We start from the raw sequence: 20,899 nt of genomic DNA on the forward strand, positions 1-20,899 counted from the left end.
ACGACATGGAATTCACGAATTTTGGTCACCAGGCCGGTGGCCGCGCACCGCAGGCTCCCGAGTCTCGGTACATCCTCCCCACCTTCGAAGAACGCACGGCCTACGGCTACAAGCGCCAGGACCCCTACGCGAAGCTCTTCGAGGACCGCATCATCTTCCTCGGCGTCCAGGTCGACGACGCGTCCGCTGACGACGTCATGGCCCAGCTCCTCGTGCTCGAGAGCCAGGACCCGGACCGCGACATCGTGATGTACATCAACTCACCGGGTGGCTCCTTCACCGCGATGACGGCGATCTACGACACGATGCAGTACATCCGTCCGCACATCCAGACGGTCTGCCTCGGCCAGGCGGCCTCCGCTGCCGCCGTGCTGCTGGCCGGCGGAACGCCCGGCAAGCGCCTCGCGCTGCCGAACGCGCGCATCCTCATCCACCAGCCCTCGGCCGGTGGTCAGGGCGGCGGCCAGGCTTCCGACATCGAGATCCAGGCGGCGGAGATCCAGCGGATGCGCGACTGGCTCGAAGAGACGATCGCGCACCACTCCAACCGGACCTCGGCGCAGGTCCACAAGGACATCGACCGCGACAAGATCCTCGGCGCCCCCGAGGCCCTCGAATACGGCCTGATCGACCAGATCCTGACGAGCCGCAAGAACGTTCCGGTCCTCGTCAAGTAGCAGTTCCCTTTCGCGACGGGGCAGGTCCCCGTTCTCCTGTCGCCCGCGCGGCGGCCGGTCGGATGCGCAAGCACCGGCAGGCCGCCGCGTTCCGGTTTTCGCCGGTCGGGCGCCGCGCGATATCCCACCCGCGGGGGATTATTACGGGTTTCCACCGATCCGCGTCGCTTGCACCCCAGTGTCACCCCCAGAGGCTAGGCTCGGTTCAGCGAAACAAGCGTTACCAGCACGACCGATGGAGGAGGCTGACGGATGGCCCGAATAGGCGAAAGCGCCGACCTGCTGAAGTGTTCCTTCTGTGGGAAGAGTCAGAAGCAGGTCCAGCAGCTGATCGCCGGTCCCGGTGTCTACATCTGCGACGAATGCGTCGACCTGTGCAACGACATCATCCGAGAACGCCTGGCCGAGGCCGGCGCCGAAGAGACCACGGGCGAGTTCGAACTGCCCAAGCCCAAGGAGATCTTCGGGTTCCTTGAGGAATACGTCATCGGCCAGGAAGCCGCCAAGCGCGCACTGGCCGTCGCCGTCTACAACCACTACAAGCGCGTGCGCTCCCGTGCCACGCTCACCGCCGCCGACGCGATCCACGACGACGTGGAAATCGCCAAGTCCAACATCCTCCTGATCGGCCCGACCGGCTGCGGCAAGACCTATCTCGCCCAGACGCTCGCCAAGCGCCTCAACGTGCCGTTCGCCGTCGCGGACGCGACCGCACTCACCGAGGCCGGATACGTCGGCGAAGACGTCGAGAACATCCTGCTCAAGCTCATCCAGGCCGCCGACTACGACGTCAAGCGTGCCGAGACGGGCATCATCTACATCGACGAGATCGACAAGATCGCCCGCAAGGCCGAGAACCCCTCGATCACCAGGGACGTGTCCGGTGAGGGCGTGCAGCAGGCTCTGCTGAAGATCCTGGAAGGAACCGTCGCGTCTGTGCCCCCGCAGGGCGGGCGCAAGCATCCGCACCAGGAATTCATCCAGATCGACACGACCAATGTGCTGTTCATCGTGGCCGGCGCGTTCGCGGGACTCGACGACATCATCTCCACCCGTGCTGGCAAGAAGGGCATCGGCTTCGGCGCCCCGCTGCACAGCAAGGGTGACGATGTGAACCTCTTCAGCGAGGTCCTCCCCGAAGACCTGCACAAGTTCGGACTCATCCCCGAATTCATCGGCCGGCTGCCCGTCGTCACGACGGTCACCCAGCTCGACCAGGTCGCCCTCATGCAGATCCTCACGGTTCCGAAGAACGCCCTCGTGCGCCAGTACCAGCGGATGTTCGAGCTCGACGGCGTCGAACTCGACTTCGAGCAGCCCGCGCTCGAGGCCATCGCCGACCTCGCCGTGCTGCGCAAGACCGGCGCCCGGGGCCTCCGCGCGATCATGGAAGAGGTCCTCGGGCCGATCATGTTCGAGGTGCCGTCCTCCAGCGAGGTCGCCAGGGTCATCGTGACCAGGGCTGCCGTGCTCGACAACGCCGCCCCGACCATCGTGCTGCACAAGGCCGCCCGCCGCGTCGAGAAGTCCGCCTAGCCCCGAAACCCATCACGACCTGAACCGCCTCCGACCACAGTCGGGGGCGGTTTTTGGTGCAGGCGGGTCGGCGGCCACTTGACAGGGCGCCACTGGCAATATCTAATATATTGCATGCCGGTTCCCGTTCCCGATGCGCTGCATCGACCAGTCTCCCTGCGCGACTATGCCTACGAGGCACTCCGCACCGCAATCGTCGACGGAAGGCTCGCCCCCGGCGAGAAGCTTCGTGACGCCGAGCTCGAGTCCTGGCTCGGGGTCAGTCGCACGCCGATCCGCGAGGCCATCGCCCGGCTCGAAACCGCAGGTCTCGTTCGAACCGAGCGTGCCAGGCAGACCGTCGTCGCGCCGCTGGACGAACGGACGGCACTGAACGCGCAGGCGATCGCCGCAGCGCTCCACGAACTCGCCGCGCGCGAGGCGGTCGCCCAGCTCACCGCCGGGGACATCGCCGCGATGAAGGCGGCCAACGACCGGTTCCGGCTCGCCCTGGCGACGAACGACGTCGATGCCGCCATCGCCGCGGATGACGATTTCCACGACGTCGCGGTGCGCGCGAGCGCGAACCAGCTGCTGCCGGCACTGCTCGAGCAGGTCACGCCCACCCTGAGGCGCCTGGAACGCGCCCGGTTCTCCTCCCTCGCGGGGCGGGCATCCGTTGCCGACCACGAGCGCATCATCGGATTCTGCGCTGCCGGGCAAGCCGACCAAGCCGGCACGGCCGTACGCGAGAACTGGCTCACCCTCGGGCGGATGCTGGCCGCGACTGCCAACGTGACCCTGAACCCCTGAACCCCTGAACCCCTGAACCCCTGAACCCCTGAACCCCTGAACCCCTGAACCCCCACCCCGATCCAAAGGACCCCATGGCACTGCGCGATTTTCCCCGTCACCCGCTCACCTTCGGCCCGAGCCCCATTCACCCGCTCGACCGGCTCAGCACCCACCTCGGTGGCGCCCGTGTCTGGGCCAAGCGTGAGGACGTGAACAGCGGCCTCGCTTTCGGCGGTAACAAGACCCGGAAGCTGGAGTACCTGATTCCGGAGGCCCTTGCCCAGGGTGCGGACACCCTCGTCTCCATCGGCGGCATCCAGTCCAACCACACCAGGCAGGTCGCCGCGGTCGCCGCCCACCTCGGCCTGAAGGCTGTTCTGGTGCAGGAGCAGTGGGTGGACTGGCCGGACAGCGTCAACGACCGGGTGGGCAACATCCTGCTCTCCCGGCTCACCGGCGCCGACGTGCGCATCTCATCCGAGGGCTTCGGAATCGGCTTCAAGGACTCGTGGACGCAGGCCATCGCCGACGTCGTGGCCGCGGGTGGAATCCCGTATCCGATCCCGGCTGGTGCCTCCGACCACCGATTGGGCGGACTCGGCTTCGCGAACTGGGCCCACGAAGTGGCCGCCCAGGAGAAAGAGCTCGGTGTGTTCTTCGACACGATCGTGGTCTGCAGCGTCACCGGGTCGACCCACGCGGGCATGATCGCCGGATTCGCCGACCTCGAGGCGAACTTCGGGGGTCGCAAGCGGCGCGTGCTCGGGATCGACGCATCCGCCACGATCGAGGCCACTCGCGACCAGGTCGCCCGCATCGCGCGCAACACGGCGGAACTGATCGGCGTGGGGCGTCCCATCACCGACGACGAGATCACCGTGCTCGAAGGCTGGGCGGGGAACTTCTACGGGATACCGGTGGAGTCGACGAATGCCGCCATCCGGCTCACGGCGAGCCTCGAGGGCGTCATCATCGACCCCGTCTACGAGGGAAAGTCGATGGCCGGACTGATCGACCTCGTCACGACGGGCGACATTGCCAGGGACGGCAACGTCCTCTACGCCCACCTCGGCGGCCAGCCGGCGATCAACTCATACAGCGCGCTGTATCACTGAGTCTCTGCCGGGACAGGGAGGTCGGCGCGGCTAGTTCAGGCCGCGCCGGTCGAGCAGCGGCTGGATGATCGCATCGCGCCCCCTGAAGTCCCGGTACGCCTCGAGCGGGTCGATGCCGCCCCCGCGAGCGAGCAGGCGTTCCCGGAACCGCTCACCGTTCTCCCTGGTCAGGCCGCCGTGCTCGGCGAACCAGGCGCCGGTGTCCGCGTCCTGCACCTCGCTCCAGATGTACGAGTAGTAGCCCGCGTCGTACCCGCCGGAGAAGGTGTGCGCGAAATAGGTGCTCGCGTACCGGGTCGGCACGGCGGGGTTGTCGAGGCCGGCGGCGGTGAGACAGGCGGCCTCGAAGGCGGCGACATCGGTGATCTCGGTGCCGGCATCCGCTTCGATGCCGTGCCAGGCCTGGTCGAGCAGTGCGGCGGCGAGGTATTCGCTCGTCGCGAAGCCCTCGTTGAAGGTCGCAGACGCGTGGATGCCCGCGACGACCTCCGGGGGCAGCGGCTCGCCGGTCTCCCGGTGGAGCGCATAGTTCGCGAGCACCTCCGGGTCGAAGCGCCACATCTCGTTGACCTGGCTCGGGAACTCGACGAAGTCCCGGTACACGTTCGTCCCGGCGAATTTCGGGTAGGTGACCCGTGCGAAAAGCCCGTGGAGGGCGTGCCCGAACTCGTGGAAGAGCGTGGTGACCTCGTCGAGGCTCAGCAGCGTGGCCTCCCCGGCGGCCGGCTGCGGCACATTGAGGTTGTTGCAGACGATCACGGGCGTGCCGAGCAGATCCGACTGCGAGACGAGGGCGTTCATCCACGCCCCGCCGCGCTTGGAATCCCGGGTGTACACGTCGAGGATGTACAGGCCGACGGGGGAGCCGTCCTCCTCGCACACTTCGAACACCCGCGCATCGGGGTGCCACGCGGCGAGCGAGGCACGTTCGGTGAAGGTCACCCCGTAGAGGCGCTGGGCGGCGTAGAAGACGCCGTCGCGCAGCACGCTCTCGAACTCGAACCAGGGGCGCAGGGCGGCCGTGTCGACGTCGTACCTGGCCCGGCGCATCCGCTCGGAGTAGAACGCCCAGTCCCAGGCGGCGATGTCGAAGCCCTCGGCGAGGATCCCCGCAGCGACGTCGGCGTCGACGAGGGCCTGCAGTTCGGCCTGCTCGGCGCGCGCGTTGCGGGCGGCCGGAACCGCGAGCCGGTGCAGCAGGTCCCCGACGGCGGCGGGCGTCCTGGCGGTCTCGTCGGCCGTGACCGCGGCCGCGTGGGTCGCGAAGCCGAGCAGGCGGGCGCGTTCGGCGCGGAGGCGGGTGATCGACAGCACGAGGGCGCGGTTGTCGTGCTCTCCGCCACGGATGCCCCTGGCACGCGAGGCGGCGAGCAACCGTTCGCGCACGCCCCGGTTGGTGAGCAGCGCGAGGTAGGGGTGGCCGGTGAAGAGCACGAGGGTGATCACGAAACGGCCGGGCATGCCACGGTCGGTTGCGGCCTGGGCCGCGGCGGAGAGCTGGCCGGCAGAGAGACCGTCGAGCTCCGAAGCGTCGTCGACGACGAGGGCGAGGTCGTTGGTGTCGGCGAGAAGGTTCTTCTCGAACCGGGTTGTGGCGACGGAGAGCCGCGTGTTGAAGTCGCGGAGCAGTGCCTTGTCTGCGTCGGACAGCCCGGCGCCGGCGAGGGTGAACTGGGTGAAATACCGCTCGAGGAGGTACCGGGTCTCCGGGTCGAGCCCGAGCTCGTCTGCGCGCGCGTGCAGGGCCGCGATGCGCGCGAAGAGCTCGGGGCGCAGCCGGATCGCGTCGGAGTGGGCCGCGAGCAGGGGAGCGAGCTCCTCCTCCAGGGCGATCGTGAACGGGCTGGAGTCTGAGGAGCTCCGGTTGAAGAACACCGCGGCGACCCGGTCGAGCAACTGGCCGCTCCGTTCAAGCGCCAGCAGGGTGTTCGCGACGGACGGCTCCGCGGGGTCGGAACAGATCGTTTCGACCTCGGCGAGCTGCTCGGCCATGCCTTCGAGGAACGCGGGCCGGTAGTGCTCGTCGCGAATGGCGGCATACGGCGGGAGTTGGAACGGGAGCGTGCTCGGCGGGGCGAAGGGGTTGTGCTGGTCCATGCCTTAAACCTAGTTCCGAATTCAGGAGTACGACCGGCAGTGGGGTGCCGGAGCCCGGATCAGTGCGGCGGATGCCGGCGAGCGGTGTCCTCCGGGATCCCGACTCCTGAATTCGGTACAGGTCCTAGGCTGTCAGCATGACCGCCGAGCAAACACGCGAGCCCGCACACTCCCAGCCGGAAAACAGGGACGCCGACCGCGTCGAGATCGCCCCGCACGGCGAGGCGATCCGCGACACCTATACGCACGGGCACCACGAGAGCGTGCTCCGCTCGCACACCTGGCGTACCGTCCTGAACTCGGCCGCGTACCTGATCCCGCACCTTACGCCGGGGCTGAGGGTCCTCGATGTCGGCTGCGGGCCTGGCACGATCACGGTCGACCTCGCGCGCCGGGTTTCTCCGGGCACGGTCACCGGCGTCGACGCCTCCGCTGCGATCGTCGCCCAGGCGGCCGGGCTCGCCGTCGACGAGGGTGTGCCCAACGTCACCTTCCGGGTCGGCGATGTCTATGCCCTCGACTTCGCGGACGACAGCTTCGACCTCGTGCACGCGCACCAGGTGCTTCAGCACCTGGCCAACCCGGTCGCCGCCCTGAGGGAACTCCGCCGCGTGCTGAAACCGGGCGGCATCCTCGCCGCCCGCGATGTCGACTACGGCGGCGTGGCCTGGTACCCCAAGCTCCCCGGCCTCCAGTCCTGGATGACCGCCTACCGTGCGGTGCACTACTGGAACGGAGGTGATCCAGACGCCGGCCGCGCACTCAAGGCCTGGGCCAGGCTCGCCGGCTTCGACGCGGTGACGAGCAGTGCGTCCATCTGGTGCTTCGCCACGGATGCCGAGCGCGACTGGTGGGGGAATCCTGGGCCCTGCGCGCGACCGAGTCCGATTTCGCCGCGCACGCGATCGAATCCGGGACCGCCGACCTCACCGACCTGCGCGCCATGGCCGCAGCCTGGCGGCAGTGGGCAGGCGACCCCGATGGCTGGTTCGGCATGCCGCACGGCGAGATCATCGCGGTCAAGTAGCTTTTGTCACCGAGCAGGGGACCTCAGGAAAAGTAGACTCGACCGTGCCCTTCCTCGACCGCCTCCAGCACTGGGCCGCTCTGCAGCCGGACGCGAACGCCGTCACGATCGGTGCGGACCGGCTCAGCTACGCCGAACTCCAGGGCCGGTCGAGCCGCCGCGCCCGCGAACTGGCGGGGAGTCGTCCGGCGGCCCGACCGTGCTCTGCCTGCCGAACGGTCTCGACTTCGTCGTGGACTTCGTCGCCGCGGTCGCGGGCGTGGGCACCGTCGCTGTGCTCGACCCGGACTGGCCGGCCCTGCAGCGCACGGCGATCGAGCGGATGCTGCGCGAGGCCGGCTCGACGCCGCTACCGGCGTCTTCATCGCGGGCGCCGACGACGCCACCGGCGCCAGCCGGCCTCCGCGACGGGCCAGCGGATTCGGTCTTCCTCTACGGCTTCACCTCGGGCACCACCGCGCTGCCCAAGGCTTTCACCCGCGGCAGGGACTCCTGGCAGCGGGCCTTCGCAGCGAGTTCCGCCTTGTTCGACCTCCGCGCCGACGACCGGGTCCTCGCCCCCGGACCGCTGTCGGCGAGCCTGACGCTCTACGCCCTCGCCGAGACCCTCTACGCGGGGGCTGCGTTCCACACCCTGCCGCACTTCGACGTCGGCGATGCCCTCGACTCCGTGGCACACGCCGGCGTGACCCGCATCGTCGCCGTCCCGACCGCGCTCCGAATGCTCGCCGAGCGGGGTTTGATCGCCGGCGTGGACGGAGGCGCGCTCACCGCGATCGTCAGCGCGGGCGCCCGGCTCGACGCCGCCACTCTCGCGAGTGTCCGGAACTGGGCGCCCCGAGCCACGGTCTTCGACTATTACGGCGCCGCGGAACTGAGCTTCGTCACCGCCAGGCGACTCCGCCCCGGTGAGGACCGGACCGAGTCGCCGACGGCCGTCGGCCGGCCGTTCCCCGGCGTCGACGTGCGCGTCCTCGATGACGCGGGCCGGGCATCCGCCCCCGGAGCCACCGGGACCATCGTCGTGCGCAGCCGCCTGGTCAGCGCAGGCTACGCCTGGGGCGACGACGGCACGGCGTTTGCCCGCGTCGCTGCTGACCAGACCGGCGAGTGGTGCACGGTCGGCGACCAGGGCCATCTCGACGACGCCGGCGAACTGCACTTCGAGGGCCGCCGGGCCGACATGATCGTCACCTCCGGTCACAACGTCTACCCGCAGGAGGTCGAGGCGACCCTCCTCACCGGCCTCGGCGGCTCCGCTGCAGGCGGGGCCGGAGCACAGGTCGTCGTGACCGGCCTCGCGGATGCCCGGCGCGGTACGCTGCTCGTCGCCGCGCTCCTCGAAGCACCCGACCCCGGCGCTGGGGCGTTCACCCTCGCCGACCTGCGGACGGCCGCGACCGGCCTCGCCCCGCCGAAACGCCCGCGCGCCTATTACCGGATCACGGACCTGCCCGTCACCCGGGCGGGCAAGGTCAGCCGGCGCCTGCTTGCCGACTGGATCACCGAAGGAGACCCCCGTGTCGAGCGCCTCGACTGAGCACACCGCCTCGGCTCCTGCCGCCGACCGCGAGCCCGTCATCCTCTGGGGTCGTCGCACGGCCTTCGGGCGAAGCGGCGGAGCCCTGTCCCTGATCACCGCCGACCGGCTGCTCGCCCCCGTGCTCTCCGCGGTCGTCGCCGACCTCGGCCTCGATCCCGCGCACATCGACGACGTGATCATCGGGAACGCCACGGGCGGCGGCGGGAACCTCGCCCGCCTCGCGCTGCTCGAGGCCGGATTCCCGGTGAGCGTGCCAGGCCTGACCGTCGACCGGCAGTGCGGGTCCGGGCTGGAGGCGATCGTGCTCGCCTGCCGCCTCGTCGCCGCGGGCGCCGGCAGCCTCTACCTGGCCGGCGGTGTCGAGAGCTGCAGCACCGCGCCCCTCCGCGCGCACCGCGTGAGTTCGGCGCCGGGGGAGCCGGACTTCTTCGATCGCGTCCGGTTCGCGCCGGATTCGGTCGGCGACCCCGACATGGGCGTCGCCGCCGAGAACGTGGCCGCGCACTTCGGAATCGGCAGGGAACGCCAGGACGCCTTCGCCGCCCGCAGCCACCGTCTCGCCGTCGCCGCCGCGGGTGCGGGAGCGTTCGAGGCAGAGATCGTCGGGATCGCCGGCATCGACGGGATGGGCGCACGCGTCACGGCCGACGAAGGCCCCCGCCCGAAGCTCGACGCTGCCCTGCTCCGCCGCTTCCCAGCGGCCTTCCGCCCGGGCGGAACGGTCACGGCCGGCAATTCCTGCGCAGACGCCGACGGCGCCGTGGTCGTGCTCGTCACGAGCAGGGCCCGCGCGAGGGACCTCCTGGCGAGCGGCTCATTCCAGGCCGGAACGGGCAGCCCCGGCTTCCTCACCTTCGTCGACGCCGTCCCGGCCGGAACCGACCCCAACCTGCTCGGTGCCGGCGGCGGCGAGGCAGGCAGGTCCCTGCTCGCGCGCACGGGCATCCCTGCCGAGGCCCTCGCTCGTGTCGAGATCGTCGAAGCCTTCGCGGCCCAGGTGCTCGCCTCCCTCGACCTGATCGACGTGCCGGAGGACAGAGCCAACCGGCAGGGCGGCGCGCTCGCCCTCGGGCACCCGTTCGGCGCATCCGGTGCCCTGATCGTGCTGCGGCTTCTGGCACAGTCCCGCGCCGACGGTGTCGAGGGGGCGGATTCCCCGAAGGGGGCGGATGCCCCGAAGGGGGCGCACGCCCTCGCCATGGTCAGCATCGCGGGCGGTCTCGGGCTCGCGGCGCTCTTCCGTTGGGAGGGCGCGCCCGGCTAGGGGTTCGTTCGTCTCAGGGCTCTTCCGCTGGGCGACAGGGCAGGCCAGTATGAAGCTGCAGACGCAGGGGCGACGGGAGGACACATGGCCAGGCTGATCTACTCGGGCATCACGTCGCTCGACGGGTACACAGCGGATGCAGCCGGTGATTTCGACTGGGCGACACCCGACGAGGAGGTGCACGCCTTCATCAACGCCCTCGAACGCAAGATCGGCACCTACCTGTACGGACGCAGGATGTACGAGACGATGGCGTTCTGGGAGACCGCGAGAGAACTCGTCGATCCGCCCGACGTGGTGCGGGAGTACACCGATATCTGGCAGGCCGCCGAAAAGGTCGTCTACTCGCACAACCTTGCGGCGGTCACGACGACGCGGACGCGCATCGAGCGCTCCTTCGACGCCGCCGAGGTACGCAGCCTCGTCGCGGACAGCAGGCTGAGCGTGTCCATCGGCGGTCCTGGGCTCGCCGCGCACGCGCTCAAGGCGGGCGTTGTCGATGAGATCCACCGTTTCGTGACGCCGATCATCGTCGGCGGCGGCACCCGGTTCCTGCCGGAGCACCTGAGGATGCCGCTCGAGCTCCGGGGTGAACGACGGTTCCGAAACGGAATGGTGTACCTGCGGTATGTCGTGCCGCAGGCCTGATCCGCGGGCCCGGCGGCCCGGCCCCTGCCGCCGGGATCCGGGGGCGGGCGACCGGTCGTGACCCGGCAGAAGCGCCAGCGGCTGCTGATCGCGCTTGTCCAGGTCCTGGCCATGTCCGCCTGGTTCTCCGCGTCCGCGGTCGTTCCTGCGCTCAGGCTGGAGTGGAATATCTCGACGGTCGACGCGGTCTGGCTGACGGCATCCGTGCAGCTCGGTTTCGTGGTCGGCGCCGTCCTGTCCGCGGTCCTGAACGCGGCGGACCGGATACCGCCCCAGCTGTTGATGGCTGGGTGCGCGCTGGGCACCGCCGGGTGCATTCTCGCGTTCACCGCGACGGCGACGGACCTCGCGACGGCGCTCCTCCCGCGCTTCCTGACCGGTGCACTGCTGGCGGGCGTGTACCCGGTCGGGATGAAACTCACGGCGTCCTGGGCGCCGTCCCTGGCCAGGGGCGGGCCTTCGGCCTGATGATCGCGGCCCTGACCCTCGGCTCAGCACTGCCGCACCTCGTCCGCGGACTGCCCGATCTGGCGTGGCGGGACGTGATGAACGTCTCCGCGGTTCTCGCCGCCGTCGCCGCGGTCGTTGCGGCGCTCCTGATCCGGTCGGGCCCGCACGGTTCGTCCGGGAGCGCCCCGATCAACCCGCGGTACGCCGTGGACATGTTCAGGGACAGACGTTCTCGCCTGGCCAATTTCGGCTACTTCGGCCACATGTGGGAGTTGTTCGCGCTCTGGACCTGGCTGCCCGCCTTCGTTCGCGCCGGCCGGTCGGCGGCGGGAGAGTCCGTTGCGGCCTGGGACACACTCGTCATCTTTCTCGTGATCGGGGTGGCCGGTGCGTCCGGCGCCCTGCTGGGCGGGTGGGCGGCCGACCGATACGGTCGCGGTACTGCGGGTGCCGGAGCCCTGATCGTCAGCGGCAGCTGTGCCCTCGCCTCTCCGCTGTTCTTCACTGCGGCGCCGGTGACCCTCGTCATCGTCCTGGCGGTGTGGGGCGCATCCGTCATCGCCGATTCCGGCGTCTTCTCCACTTCGCTCAGCGAGTCCGCCGATCTGCGCCACGTGGGCACGGCATTGACCGTCCAGACGGCCATCGGCTTCCTGATCACAGTCGTCACGATCCAGGTCGTCCCGGTGCTCGCCGGACTCGTGGGCTGGCAGTACGCCCTGCTGGTCCTGGTGCCCGGTCCCATCCTGGGCGCCGCCGCGATGATCCGTCTCGCCCTCTCGGCGGGACCGGACCGGCCGGGCGCGACGGAACCGGTGATCCCGCGCGACTGATACCCGCGGGACCTCCGGGTCTAGATCCAGTCCTCGTCGTCCTCGACCTCGATCGAGGGCTGCGTGATCGTTGCGCTGTCGTCGACCGCGTTGTAGCGGATGACGGTGCCGTCATCGAGCTCGATCACCGGCTTGGCCTCGAGCCAGGTCAGCGTCCAACGCCACGAATCCGTACCGTCCTTCGGGGCGACAGTGAGGTCCTGCTCGACCGTGCTGACCGCGAGGAGGACGACCTCGGGCAGACCGGACGGCGCCGTGCCGCCGAACGACCAGCGGGTTCCCACCTGCAACGGGCTCAGAGCTCGATCTCGTAGGTGACCCAGTCGGTGCGGGTGCCGACGTCGTCGTAGAGACGCTGGGCGGTCTCGTTGTCCGCGGCGGTGATCCACTGCACGGTCGTGAGCTTGTGCTCGGCCGCGTAGTCCTTGGCGAACTCGATCAGCGAACGGCCGACGCCGCCCGTACGGTGCTCCGGCACGACGAACAGGTCGTCGATGAAGAGACCGCGGGTGGCGCTGAGCGTGTTCGGCACCTCCCGGTAGTGCGCGAAGCCCACGAAGTCGCCGTCGTCACTGACTGCGACCGCGCCGTTCAGCACGTGGTTCCGATCGATGATCCAGCTCCAGACGCGGAGGGCCTTCTCATCGGTCAGTTCGCTCTTGTAGAACTCGCTGTAGCCCTCGAAGAGGCCCAGCCAGGCGAAAAAGTCCTTGTCGCCCAATGCTCGTACGTGAATAGCCATCTGGTTCTCCCTAACTCTCCGACACCGTGGCGAGCACGATTTCCGTGACTGCCAACTCGCCGCCTTCGACAAAAACCAATTCCGAGATCCGGCCGACAGCCTGCAGATCTGCGGCAGCCTGCGCGAGCAGGGCAACCTCTGCAGCCGTACCGCTAATTACAGCAGATGCGACGTCGGTTTTCTGGGACGCTTTCGCATCCGTCTTTCCGCGCCGGATGCCGGTGAGCGCGCGACTGGACAGCTCGAGCAGTGCGGGGTTCCCCCTGAACCTGCGGCGAGGTCTGCCGCGATGGGCCAGGCGGCCCGGTGCACGGATCCCTCGTTGGACCAGGACCACGCCTCTTCGGTCGCGAACGGCACGAACGGGGCGAACAGACGGAGCAGGGTCGACAGTGCGGTGCGGAGCGCCGCGACGGCCGAGGCCTGCCCGGCGCCGGCTTCGCCGTACGCGCGTTCCTTGACGAGCTCGAGGTAGTCGTCGCAGAACGTCCAGAAGAAGCTCTCGGTGACCTCGAGGGCGCGGGCGTGGTCGTAGCTGTCGAACGCGGTCGTCGCCTGGGCGACGACACTCGTGAGGCGGGCGATCATGCTGCGGTCGAGGGGCTCGGTGATCGCGGCGTCCGCTGCCCCGTCGAAGCCGAGGATGAACTTCGACGCGTTCAGGATCTTGATCGCGAGGCGACGGCCGATCTTGATCTGCGTCGGGTTCTTGGGGTCGAAGGCCGCGTCGGTGCCGAGGCGCGAGGAGGCGGCCCAGTAGCGCACGGCATCCGAACCGTGCTGCACGAGCATGTCGGCGGGGGTGACGACGTTGCCCTTGGACTTCGACATCTTCTTGCGGTCGGGGTCGACGATGAACCCGGACAGGGCCGCGTGCTTCCACGGGGACCGGCCGTCCTCGAGTTCGGCGCGGAGCAGGGTGGAGAACAGCCAGGTGCGGATGATGTCCTGGCCCTGCGGGCGGAGCGAGTACGGGTAGACGAGGTCGAAGAGCTGTGGGTCGCGCTCCCAGCCGCCGGCGAGCTGCGGGGTGAGCGAGGACGTCGCCCAGGTATCCATCACGTCGACCTCGCCGACGAAACCGCCGGCCTGGCCGCGCTGGGTGCTTGCGTACCCCGGCGCGGTGTCGGAAGAGGGGTCGACCGGGAGCTGGTCGCGGGTGGCGACGATCGGCTGGTCGAAGACCGGGTTCGCGTCGGCATCCAGCGGGTACCAGACCGGAAGCGGAACTCCGAAGAAGCGCTGGCGGGAGACGAGCCAGTCGCCGGTGAGGCCGTTGACCCAGTTGTCGTAGCGGACCTTCATGAATTCGGGGTGCCACTGCAGGTCGGCGCCGTGCGAGAGCAGGCGGGACCGGAGTGCCTCGTCGCGCGCTCCGTTACGGATGTACCACTGGCGGGTCGACACGATCTCGAGGGGCTTGTCGCCCTTCTCGAAGAACTTGACCGGGTGCACGATCGGCTTCGGTTCGCCGATCATGTCGCCGCTCGCCGTGAGAAGGGCGACGACGGCCTGCTTGGCCGAGAAAACGGTCTTTCCGGCGAGCTCGGCATACGCGGCGATTCCGGCTTCGCTCGTGATGACCTCGGGCGCCTCGGCGATGATGCGGCCGTCGAAGCCCATGATCGCGCGGTTCGGCAGGTCGAGCTCCCGCCACCAGACCACGTCGGTCACGTCGCCGAAGGTGCAGATCATCGCGATGCCGCTGCCCTTGTCCTTCTGGGCGAGGTGGTGGGCGAGGATAGGAACTTCGACGTCGAAGAGCGGGGTGCGCACGGTCGTGCCGAAGAGGTGCTTGTAGCGCTCGTCGTCCGGATGCGCGACGAGGGCCACGCAGGCCGGCAGCAACTCGGGCCGGGTGGTCTCGATCTCGATCGTGGAACCGTCGGGCTTGCGGAAGGAGACCCGGTGGTACGCGGCGGGCATGTCCTTGTCCTCGAGCTCGGCCTGCGCGACGGCCGTGCGGAAGGTGACGTCCCAGAGGGTCGGCGCCATGGCCTGGTAGGCCTCGCCGCGGGCGACGTTGCCGAGGAAGGCGAGCTGGGAGGATGCGATCGAGTGCGAACCGATCGTGCGGTAGGTCTGGGTCCAGTCGACGCTCAGGCCGAGGTCGCGCCAGAGCGCTTCGAACTGCTTCTCGTCTTCGAGGGTGAGGCGTTCACAGAGTTCGATGAAGTTGCGGCGGCTGATCGGGACCTGGTCGGCGGCCTTGGTGCTCTTGCCGTCGCCGCCCTCGAAGGGCGCGGTGAAGTCGGGGGCATACGGCAGCGACGGGTCGCAGCGCACGCCGTAGTAGTTCTGCACCCGGCGTTCGGTCGGCAGGCCGTTGTCGTCCCAGCCCATCGGGTAGAACACGTCGCGGCCGCGCATCCGCTGGAAGCGGGCGACGACGTCGGTGTGCGTGTACGAAAACACGTGGCCGATGTGCAGTGAGCCGGACGCGGTCGGCGGGGGAGTGTCGATGGAGAAGATGTTCGCCCTGGTCGCGGAGTCGCGGTCGAAGCGGTACGTGCCCTCGGTGTCCCAGGTGCCGCCCCATTTGTTCTCGAGGCCCTCGAGGGCTGGCTTGTCCGGAACGTTCGGGATCGTCATGGTTCTCCGATTCACTGTCTGCGGCACCGTGTCTGCGGTGAGGTGCCTGAATATTGGCCTAACCCAACCTACCCGATGCCCCGTTCACCGGCGATTCGGGGGGGGGGCAGGGGCGGGCAGGCGCGGCACGGCGTCGAGCAGGCGCCGGGTGTACGGATGCGCCGGCGCGGCGAAGACCTGCTCCGTCGGGCCGGTCTCGACGACCGATCCGTTCTCGATGACGACGATCCGGTCGCTGACGTGCTGCACGACGCCGAGGTCGTGCGAGATGAACACGAGACTCAGGCCGAGGTCGCGCTGCAGCTCGTCGAGGAGGTCGAGCACCTGGGCCTGCACGGTCATGTCGAGCGCGGACACCGGTTCGTCGCAGATCAGGACCTGCGGCCGCTTCGCGAGGGCGCGCGCGATGCCGACCCGCTGTCGTTGGCCGCCGGAGAGCTCGAGCGGGCGGCGGCCGAGCACGGCCGCGCCGAGCCCGACCCGGTCGAGGAGCTCGACCGACCGGTCCGCGGAACCGGCGGCGTTGCGGAGGACGGCGCCGACGGTGAGCCGCGGGTCGAAGGAGGCCAGGGCGTCCTGGTAGACGGCGCCGAGCGCCGGTCGCATCGGTCGGCGGGCGCGTTCGGTGATCCCGGTCCAGGTCTCGCCGAGCACCCTGACCTCGCCGGCGTCCGGGGACTCGAGCGCTGAGCAGCAGCCGGGCCAGCGTGGTCTTGCCCGAACCGGACTCACCGACGATGCCGAGCGTCGTGCCGCGGTCGAGCGTGAAGGACACGTCGTTGACGGCGAACAGCCGGCTCCGGTCGGGCATCCGGAAGCTCTTGACGAGCCCGGAAGCCTCGAGCACGACGCGATCGGCGACCGCGGGAACGGCAGCAGGAACGGCCCCAGGAACGACACCGGGTGCCGGCCGGTTCGGCCGGTCCTGCGCCGAGAGCCGGGCTCCTCGGGGCTGCCCGGCCGGGACCGCGGCGATCATCCGCCGGGTCTCGTCGTGCCGAGGGTCGTCGAGGAGCGCGCGGGTCGTGCCGGTCTCGACGATCCGGCCGCCGCTCATCACCGCGACGCGGTCGGCGATCCGGCTGACGACGGCGAGGTCGTGGCTGATCAGCACGAGGGCCGTCCCGGCGTGCAGCAGAGCCTCGAACAGGTCGAGGATCCTGGCCTGCACGGTCACGTCGAGGGCCGTCGTCGGTTCGTCGGCGATGAGCAGGGGCGGCCGCAGCGCGATCGCCGATGCGATCAGGGCGCGTTGACGCTGGCCGCCGGAGAGTTCACCGGAACGCTGGCGGGCCCGGAGCTCGCCGTCGGGAAGCCCGACCTCGGCGAGGAGCTCGAGCACCCGGCGAGCCCGCGCGGCCGCAGAGAGGTTCGTGTGCAGCCGCAGGGTGTCACCGATCTCGCGCCCGATCGGCCGCAGCGGGTCGAGCGACACGAGCGCGTCCTGGAGCACGAGTCCCACGTCCCTGCCGCGCCTCCGCCGCCAGGCGTTCTCGCTCAGACCGAGCACGGATGTCCCGCCGACGCTCAGCTCGTCGGCGTGCAGCCACGATCCGGTCCCGGCCAGGCCGAGCAGGCTGCGCGCCGTGAGGCTCTTCCCCGAACCGGATTCGCCGACGATCGCGAGGCATTCCCCGGGAGCGACCTCCAACGACACGTCGTCGACAAGGGGATCCCGTCCGGGTTTACTTCCGAAACCGACGCTCAGCCCGCGGACCAGCAGGGCCGGCGCGCCGGCATCCGCCCGCGCCCCCGTCACGCGTGCCTCAGCCGTCGCTCGATCGCGCGCCCGAGAACGGTCGCGGAGATCGCGGTGAGCACGACGAAGAGTCCGGGGAAGAAACTCATCCAGACGGCGGTGTTCAGGTAGGTGCGCCCGGCCGAGAGCATCGCGCCCCATTCCGCGGCGGGCGGTTTGGCGCCGAGGCCGAGGTAGCTGAGCGCCGCCGCCCAGATGATGGCCTGGCCGATGCCCAGGGTACCGAGCACGAGGAGCGGTGCGAGCGTGTTCGGGAGGATGTGCCGCACGAGGATCCGGGTGCGGCTGCGACCGAGAACGGTCGCGGCCTCGACGAAGGCCGAGGATCGCACGGAGACGAGCTGGGCGCGGATGATGCGTGCGTAGCCGGGCGCGGTCGCGAGACCGACGGCGAGGGTCGCCGTCGCCGGCCCCGGCCCGAAGACCATGATGAACAGCAGGGCGAGCAACAGGCCGGGGAACGCGAACATGACCTCGAGCAGTCGGTTCACGGTGAAGTCCACGATCGAACCGAGCATGCCGGCGATGATCCCGAGCACGGCCCCGAGGCCGAGGCCGATCAGTGTCGCCGCCACGCCGATCTGGAGCGAGCCCCCGGTGCCGTGGCTGACCCGGGTGTAGACGTCGCGCCCGGATTCGTCCGTGCCGAACCAGTGCGCCGACGAGGGGGCTGGAACGCCGCGCGCGGGTCGATCGCGAGCGGGTCTCCCGGCGCCACGAGGCCGGGTGCGAAGGCGGCAAGGAGCAGGAACAGCACAAAACCGGCGGCGAGGACCTCGGTGAGGCCGACCCGACCGCCGAACCGCGTGCCGAACCTCGTGCCGAGGCCCCTTCCCGTCTGGCGCCGCGCCGCAGCCCCGGCGAGGCCGGCCTGGATCTCGAGGTCGCTCATGCGCGCCGCAGCCTCGGGTCGGCGATCCGCTGGGCGACATCGGTCAGAAGGGTCATCAGGATGTAAGCGGCGGCGACGAACAGCACGACACCGATCACGACAGGCACGTCCCGCACCGTGACGGCGTTCAGCAGGGTGCGGCCGAGTCCCGGCCTGGCGAAGATCGTCTCGACGACGACGGCCCCGCTGATCAGCGAACCGAACGCCCAGCCGGAGAGGCTGATCCCGGGCAGGCTCGCGTGCCGCAGCACGTGCACCCGGCGGATGCCGCCCTCACTTTCCCCCTGGCCCGCGCGGAGACGACGAACGGGGCTTCGAGCGCCGTGAGCATCGACTCCCGCATGAGCTGGCCGAGGAAACCGGCGAGCGGGATGGCGAGGGTCAGCACGGGCAGCACGAGTCCGGCAGGGCCTGGGGTGCTGACCGGCGGCAGCACGCCGAGCCAGCTGCTGAACACCACGATGAGCGCGCTCGCGAGCCAGAAGTGCGGCAGGGCGGCCGCGCCGATTTCGAGGCCGGAACCGAGCATCCGCCCCCAACGGCCTGCGCGGGTGGAGAACAGGGCGAGGCCGATCGCGAACAGCCACGCGAGCAGCAGGGAGAGCACGGCGAGAAGCAGGGTGCCACCGAGCTGCCCGAGCAGGAGCGGCGCGACGGGGACGCGGAGCGCGTACGAACGGCCGAGGTCGCCCGTGACGAGGCGGCCGAGCTCGGCGACGTACTGCACAGGGAGCGGCTGGTCGAGGCCGTACTGGGCCCGCACCGCCGCGAGCGCTTCCGGCGAGGTCTGCGATCCCGGTCCGCCGAGCACGGCCTCCGCCGGGTCGCCGGGGACGAGCCGCATCGCGAAGAAGGTGACGGTCGCGACGAGCCAGAGCACGAGGACGGCCCCGCCGAGCCGGGCCATCGCTCGCAGCAGGGCTCGACGCGGCAGGGCGCGCCGCAGTACGGCCGGCCGGGAGAGGCCGGCCGGGTGGGCTCCGGTTACCGGTTCAGCCACGCGTCGTAGAACGTGGGCGTCGACACCGTCGGCATCGCCCGGGTGCCCGAGACGACGGAGGAGAGCAGGTAATGGTTCTGCTGGTCGTACAGCGGCAGCACGTAGAAGCCCTCGAGGACACGGTTCTGCGCCTGGGCGTACAGTGCGGCGCGCTTGGGTGCATCCGCCGTCTGGGAGGCCTCGGTCAGCCAGGCGTCGACCTCGGGGTCGTTGACCTGGGCGTGGTTGGCGAAGTACCCGCTCGGGGCCGGCACGATGCCGGCCGAGTCGAAGAGGGTGCGGAGCACGTCGGGGCCCACCTTCGTGTACGGCGCGCTCACCGCATCATAGGAGTTCGAACCGAGGGCGGTGTACCAGGCCGACAGGTCGAGCGGCGAGAGCACCACGTCGAAGCCCACGGCCTTCGCGGTCGCCTGCAGCTGCTCGAACAGGGACTGCTCCGCCGGGATCGACTGGTTGGTGCTCACCGGGAAGACGACGGACAGGCGCACGCCGCCCTTCGTGCGGTACCCGTCGGAGTCCCGACCGGTCCAGCCGGCCTCGTCGAGAAGGGTGGCGGCGGCCTCGGGGTCGTAGCCGAACAGGTCCGGCCGGGACACCCCGAGCGGCTCGATGCTCGAGAGCGCCGAGAACGAGCGGGTCGCCGTGCCCTGGAACAGGCTCGCAACCGCGGAGTCGACGTCGGAGGCACGGACGAAGGCCTCGCGCACGAGCGGGTCGTTGAACGGGGCCCTGCCCGAGTTCAGCTCGATCCGGTTGGATGCGCCAGGCCGGGGCGCGTCGAGGTGGCGGATGGTGCTGCTCTTCCCGGCCTGCACGATGGTGTCCGGCTGGGCGTTGTCGATCACGTCGACGGCGCCGGACTGCAGGGCGGCGTAGCGGGAGGCCGAGTCGGGGATGAACCGCCAGACGATGGAGTCGAGGTAGGCGGGCCCGGTGTGGGCGGCGTCGGCAGGCGGGGAGGTGTACGCGTCGTTCCTGACGAGGGTGATCGCGTCCTGCTTGACCCAGGAGGCGACCGTGAACGGACCGGTCCCGACCGGGGCCGCGCAGTTCTCGTCCTGGCTGCGGGCGAGCGCCGTCGGCGACTCCATCGCGAGCCACGGCTGGCTGAGTGACTCGAGCAGGGCACTGTCTGGTTCGCTCAGGGTCAGGCGCACCACGGTGGGGGAGACGACGGATGTCGACACCACCTTCCGCACGGCGAGGTACCCGGTCGACGATCCCGTCTTCGGGTCCTGCACGTGCGCGATGTTCGCCTGCACGGCCGCCGCGTCGAAGGGCGTCCCGTCGGTGAAGGTCACGTTCTCGCGGAGGGTGAAGTCCCAGGCGAGGCCGTCGGCGCTCTGCGACCAGCTCGACGCGAGCCACGGGATGATCGTGCCCGCGCTGTCGCGGGAGACGAGCGACTCCAGGAACTGGGTGCCGACGAGGGCCTGCGGATAGTTGCCGCCGACGTGCGGGTCGAGGCACGTCGGTTCGGCATCGCCGGAGGCGTAGTTGAGCGTGCCGCCGGAGACGGGAGCGGTGCTCTCCGTGGCCTGCGGGGATGCGGAACACCCGGTCAGGAGCAGGGCGAGGGTGGCGACGGCGACGAGCGAACGCGGCACGCGGGAGTGGTGAACCAGAGGGGGCATGGGGAAGGAATCTCTCTCGGCGTAGCGGGGCCGGGCCGGGTCCCATCGTAAAACATCACCGTCCGGCCTGAAATTCCCGTAAGTATCGCTCCGACGGGATAGAATTGCGCTCGCATGACAGTGATCCGGCCATCACCGGTGAGTCTTCGGAAGAACGGGAACCGTCGAAAGGCGGACCCCTGGTAGAACCGAACGGGTCGGGCCCGTCACAGCCTCTGAACAAGCGGTCGTCACAGCACGAAGACGGCAAGCGAGGTGGTACCGCGTCGAGTCTTCCCGGAGTCGGCGTCCTCGTGGAACAGGGCCTGTCGGC

At 69.9% G+C, this 20,899-nt stretch carries 15 protein-coding genes and 5 pseudogenes; 9 read left to right on the forward strand and 11 right to left on the reverse strand.

All coding sequences use genetic code 11. The annotated features are described in order from the left end of the window. Positions 1 to 5: 5 nt before the first annotated feature. The 4 genes from RGU41_RS05295 to RGU41_RS05310 all read left to right on the forward strand — a co-directional run bounded on the left by RGU41_RS05295 (position 6) and on the right by RGU41_RS05310 (position 4,102). Entirely contained in the window at positions 6 to 677 is a 672-nt protein-coding gene (locus RGU41_RS05295) for an ATP-dependent Clp protease proteolytic subunit (protein ID WP_134447890.1), read from the forward strand. 252 nt (positions 678 to 929) lie between these two features. Next, positions 930 to 2,213, forward strand: a complete 1,284-nt coding sequence (gene clpX / locus RGU41_RS05300; protein WP_322135732.1) for an ATP-dependent Clp protease ATP-binding subunit ClpX — start codon at positions 930 to 932, stop codon at positions 2,211 to 2,213. A 114-nt stretch (positions 2,214 to 2,327) separates the two neighbouring features. Next, positions 2,328 to 3,005, forward strand: coding sequence for a GntR family transcriptional regulator (locus tag RGU41_RS05305; protein ID WP_322135733.1), 678 nt, complete (start codon positions 2,328 to 2,330; stop codon positions 3,003 to 3,005). Positions 3,006 to 3,079: 74 nt separating this feature from the next. Further along, entirely contained in the window at positions 3,080 to 4,102 is a 1,023-nt protein-coding gene (locus tag RGU41_RS05310) for a 1-aminocyclopropane-1-carboxylate deaminase (RefSeq protein ID WP_322135734.1), read from the forward strand. Positions 4,103 to 4,132: 30 nt separating this feature from the next. On the opposite strand, the gene RGU41_RS05315 is transcribed toward RGU41_RS05310, so the two are convergent. After that, on the reverse strand, positions 4,133 to 6,199 hold the full coding sequence (locus RGU41_RS05315) for a M3 family metallopeptidase (RefSeq protein ID WP_322135735.1): 2,067 nt from the start codon (positions 6,197 to 6,199) through the stop codon (positions 4,133 to 4,135). Between the two features lie 227 nt (positions 6,200 to 6,426). Here RGU41_RS05315 and RGU41_RS05320 point away from each other — a divergent pair. From RGU41_RS05320 to RGU41_RS05340, 5 genes and pseudogenes are all read left to right on the forward strand, one after another. Beyond that, positions 6,427 to 7,226, forward strand: a pseudogene (locus RGU41_RS05320) (methyltransferase domain-containing protein). A 469-nt stretch (positions 7,227 to 7,695) separates the two neighbouring features. Next, positions 7,696 to 8,766 (forward strand): annotated as a pseudogene (locus RGU41_RS05325) (class I adenylate-forming enzyme family protein); the annotation flags it as partial. Continuing rightward, positions 8,747 to 10,033, forward strand: a complete 1,287-nt coding sequence (locus RGU41_RS05330; RefSeq protein ID WP_322135736.1) for a thiolase family protein — start codon at positions 8,747 to 8,749, stop codon at positions 10,031 to 10,033. The pseudogene RGU41_RS05325 and the gene RGU41_RS05330, both read left to right, overlap by 20 nt. An 84-nt stretch (positions 10,034 to 10,117) precedes the next feature. Further along, the gene (locus RGU41_RS05335) at positions 10,118 to 10,681 is read left to right on the forward strand and encodes a dihydrofolate reductase family protein (protein WP_134447906.1); all 564 of its coding nucleotides are present in this window, start codon (positions 10,118 to 10,120) and stop codon (positions 10,679 to 10,681) included. Positions 10,682 to 10,792: 111 nt separating this feature from the next. Then, positions 10,793 to 11,964 (forward strand): annotated as a pseudogene (locus tag RGU41_RS05340) (MFS transporter). A 20-nt stretch (positions 11,965 to 11,984) separates the two neighbouring features. Here RGU41_RS05340 and RGU41_RS05345 read toward each other — a convergent pair. The 10 genes and pseudogenes from RGU41_RS05345 to RGU41_RS05390 all read right to left on the reverse strand — a co-directional run bounded on the left by RGU41_RS05345 (position 11,985) and on the right by RGU41_RS05390 (position 20,586). Beyond that, positions 11,985 to 12,248: a hypothetical protein gene (locus RGU41_RS05345; RefSeq protein WP_241985047.1), complete on the reverse strand. Its 264-nt coding sequence runs from the start codon at positions 12,246 to 12,248 to the stop codon at positions 11,985 to 11,987. Positions 12,249 to 12,259: 11 nt separating this feature from the next. After that, positions 12,260 to 12,706 (reverse strand): GNAT family N-acetyltransferase, encoded by a 447-nt coding sequence (locus RGU41_RS05350; RefSeq protein WP_134447910.1) that lies wholly within the window; start codon positions 12,704 to 12,706, stop codon positions 12,260 to 12,262. A 10-nt stretch (positions 12,707 to 12,716) separates the two neighbouring features. Then, positions 12,717 to 15,298 (reverse strand): annotated as a pseudogene (gene valS, locus RGU41_RS05355) (valine--tRNA ligase). Between the two features lie 84 nt (positions 15,299 to 15,382). Continuing rightward, positions 15,383 to 15,952 (reverse strand): ATP-binding cassette domain-containing protein, encoded by a 570-nt coding sequence (locus tag RGU41_RS05360; RefSeq protein ID WP_322135737.1) that lies wholly within the window; start codon positions 15,950 to 15,952, stop codon positions 15,383 to 15,385. Positions 15,953 to 16,022: 70 nt separating this feature from the next. After that, positions 16,023 to 17,057, reverse strand: a pseudogene (locus RGU41_RS05365) (ATP-binding cassette domain-containing protein); the annotation flags it as partial. Beyond that, positions 17,054 to 17,632: an ABC transporter permease gene (locus RGU41_RS05370; protein ID WP_322135738.1), complete on the reverse strand. Its 579-nt coding sequence runs from the start codon at positions 17,630 to 17,632 to the stop codon at positions 17,054 to 17,056. The gene RGU41_RS05370 and the pseudogene RGU41_RS05365, both read right to left, overlap by 4 nt. Further along, positions 17,617 to 17,949 (reverse strand): hypothetical protein, encoded by a 333-nt coding sequence (locus RGU41_RS05375; RefSeq protein WP_322135739.1) that lies wholly within the window; start codon positions 17,947 to 17,949, stop codon positions 17,617 to 17,619. Before RGU41_RS05375 ends, RGU41_RS05370 begins: the two co-directional genes overlap by 16 nt. Further along, positions 17,946 to 18,200: an ABC transporter permease subunit gene (locus RGU41_RS05380; RefSeq protein WP_322135740.1), complete on the reverse strand. Its 255-nt coding sequence runs from the start codon at positions 18,198 to 18,200 to the stop codon at positions 17,946 to 17,948. Before RGU41_RS05380 ends, RGU41_RS05375 begins: the two co-directional genes overlap by 4 nt. Then, positions 18,140 to 18,949, reverse strand: coding sequence for an ABC transporter permease (locus RGU41_RS05385; RefSeq protein WP_322135741.1), 810 nt, complete (start codon positions 18,947 to 18,949; stop codon positions 18,140 to 18,142). The genes RGU41_RS05380 and RGU41_RS05385 overlap by 61 nt, the downstream gene beginning before the upstream one ends. Then, positions 18,934 to 20,586, reverse strand: a complete 1,653-nt coding sequence (locus RGU41_RS05390) for an ABC transporter substrate-binding protein (protein WP_134561189.1) — start codon at positions 20,584 to 20,586, stop codon at positions 18,934 to 18,936. The genes RGU41_RS05385 and RGU41_RS05390 overlap by 16 nt, the downstream gene beginning before the upstream one ends. Positions 20,587 to 20,899 lie beyond the last annotated feature (313 nt).

This window comes from Cryobacterium sp. 10C3 (genome assembly GCF_034314285.1).
GTDB lineage: Bacteria > Actinomycetota > Actinomycetes > Actinomycetales > Microbacteriaceae > Cryobacterium > Cryobacterium glucosi.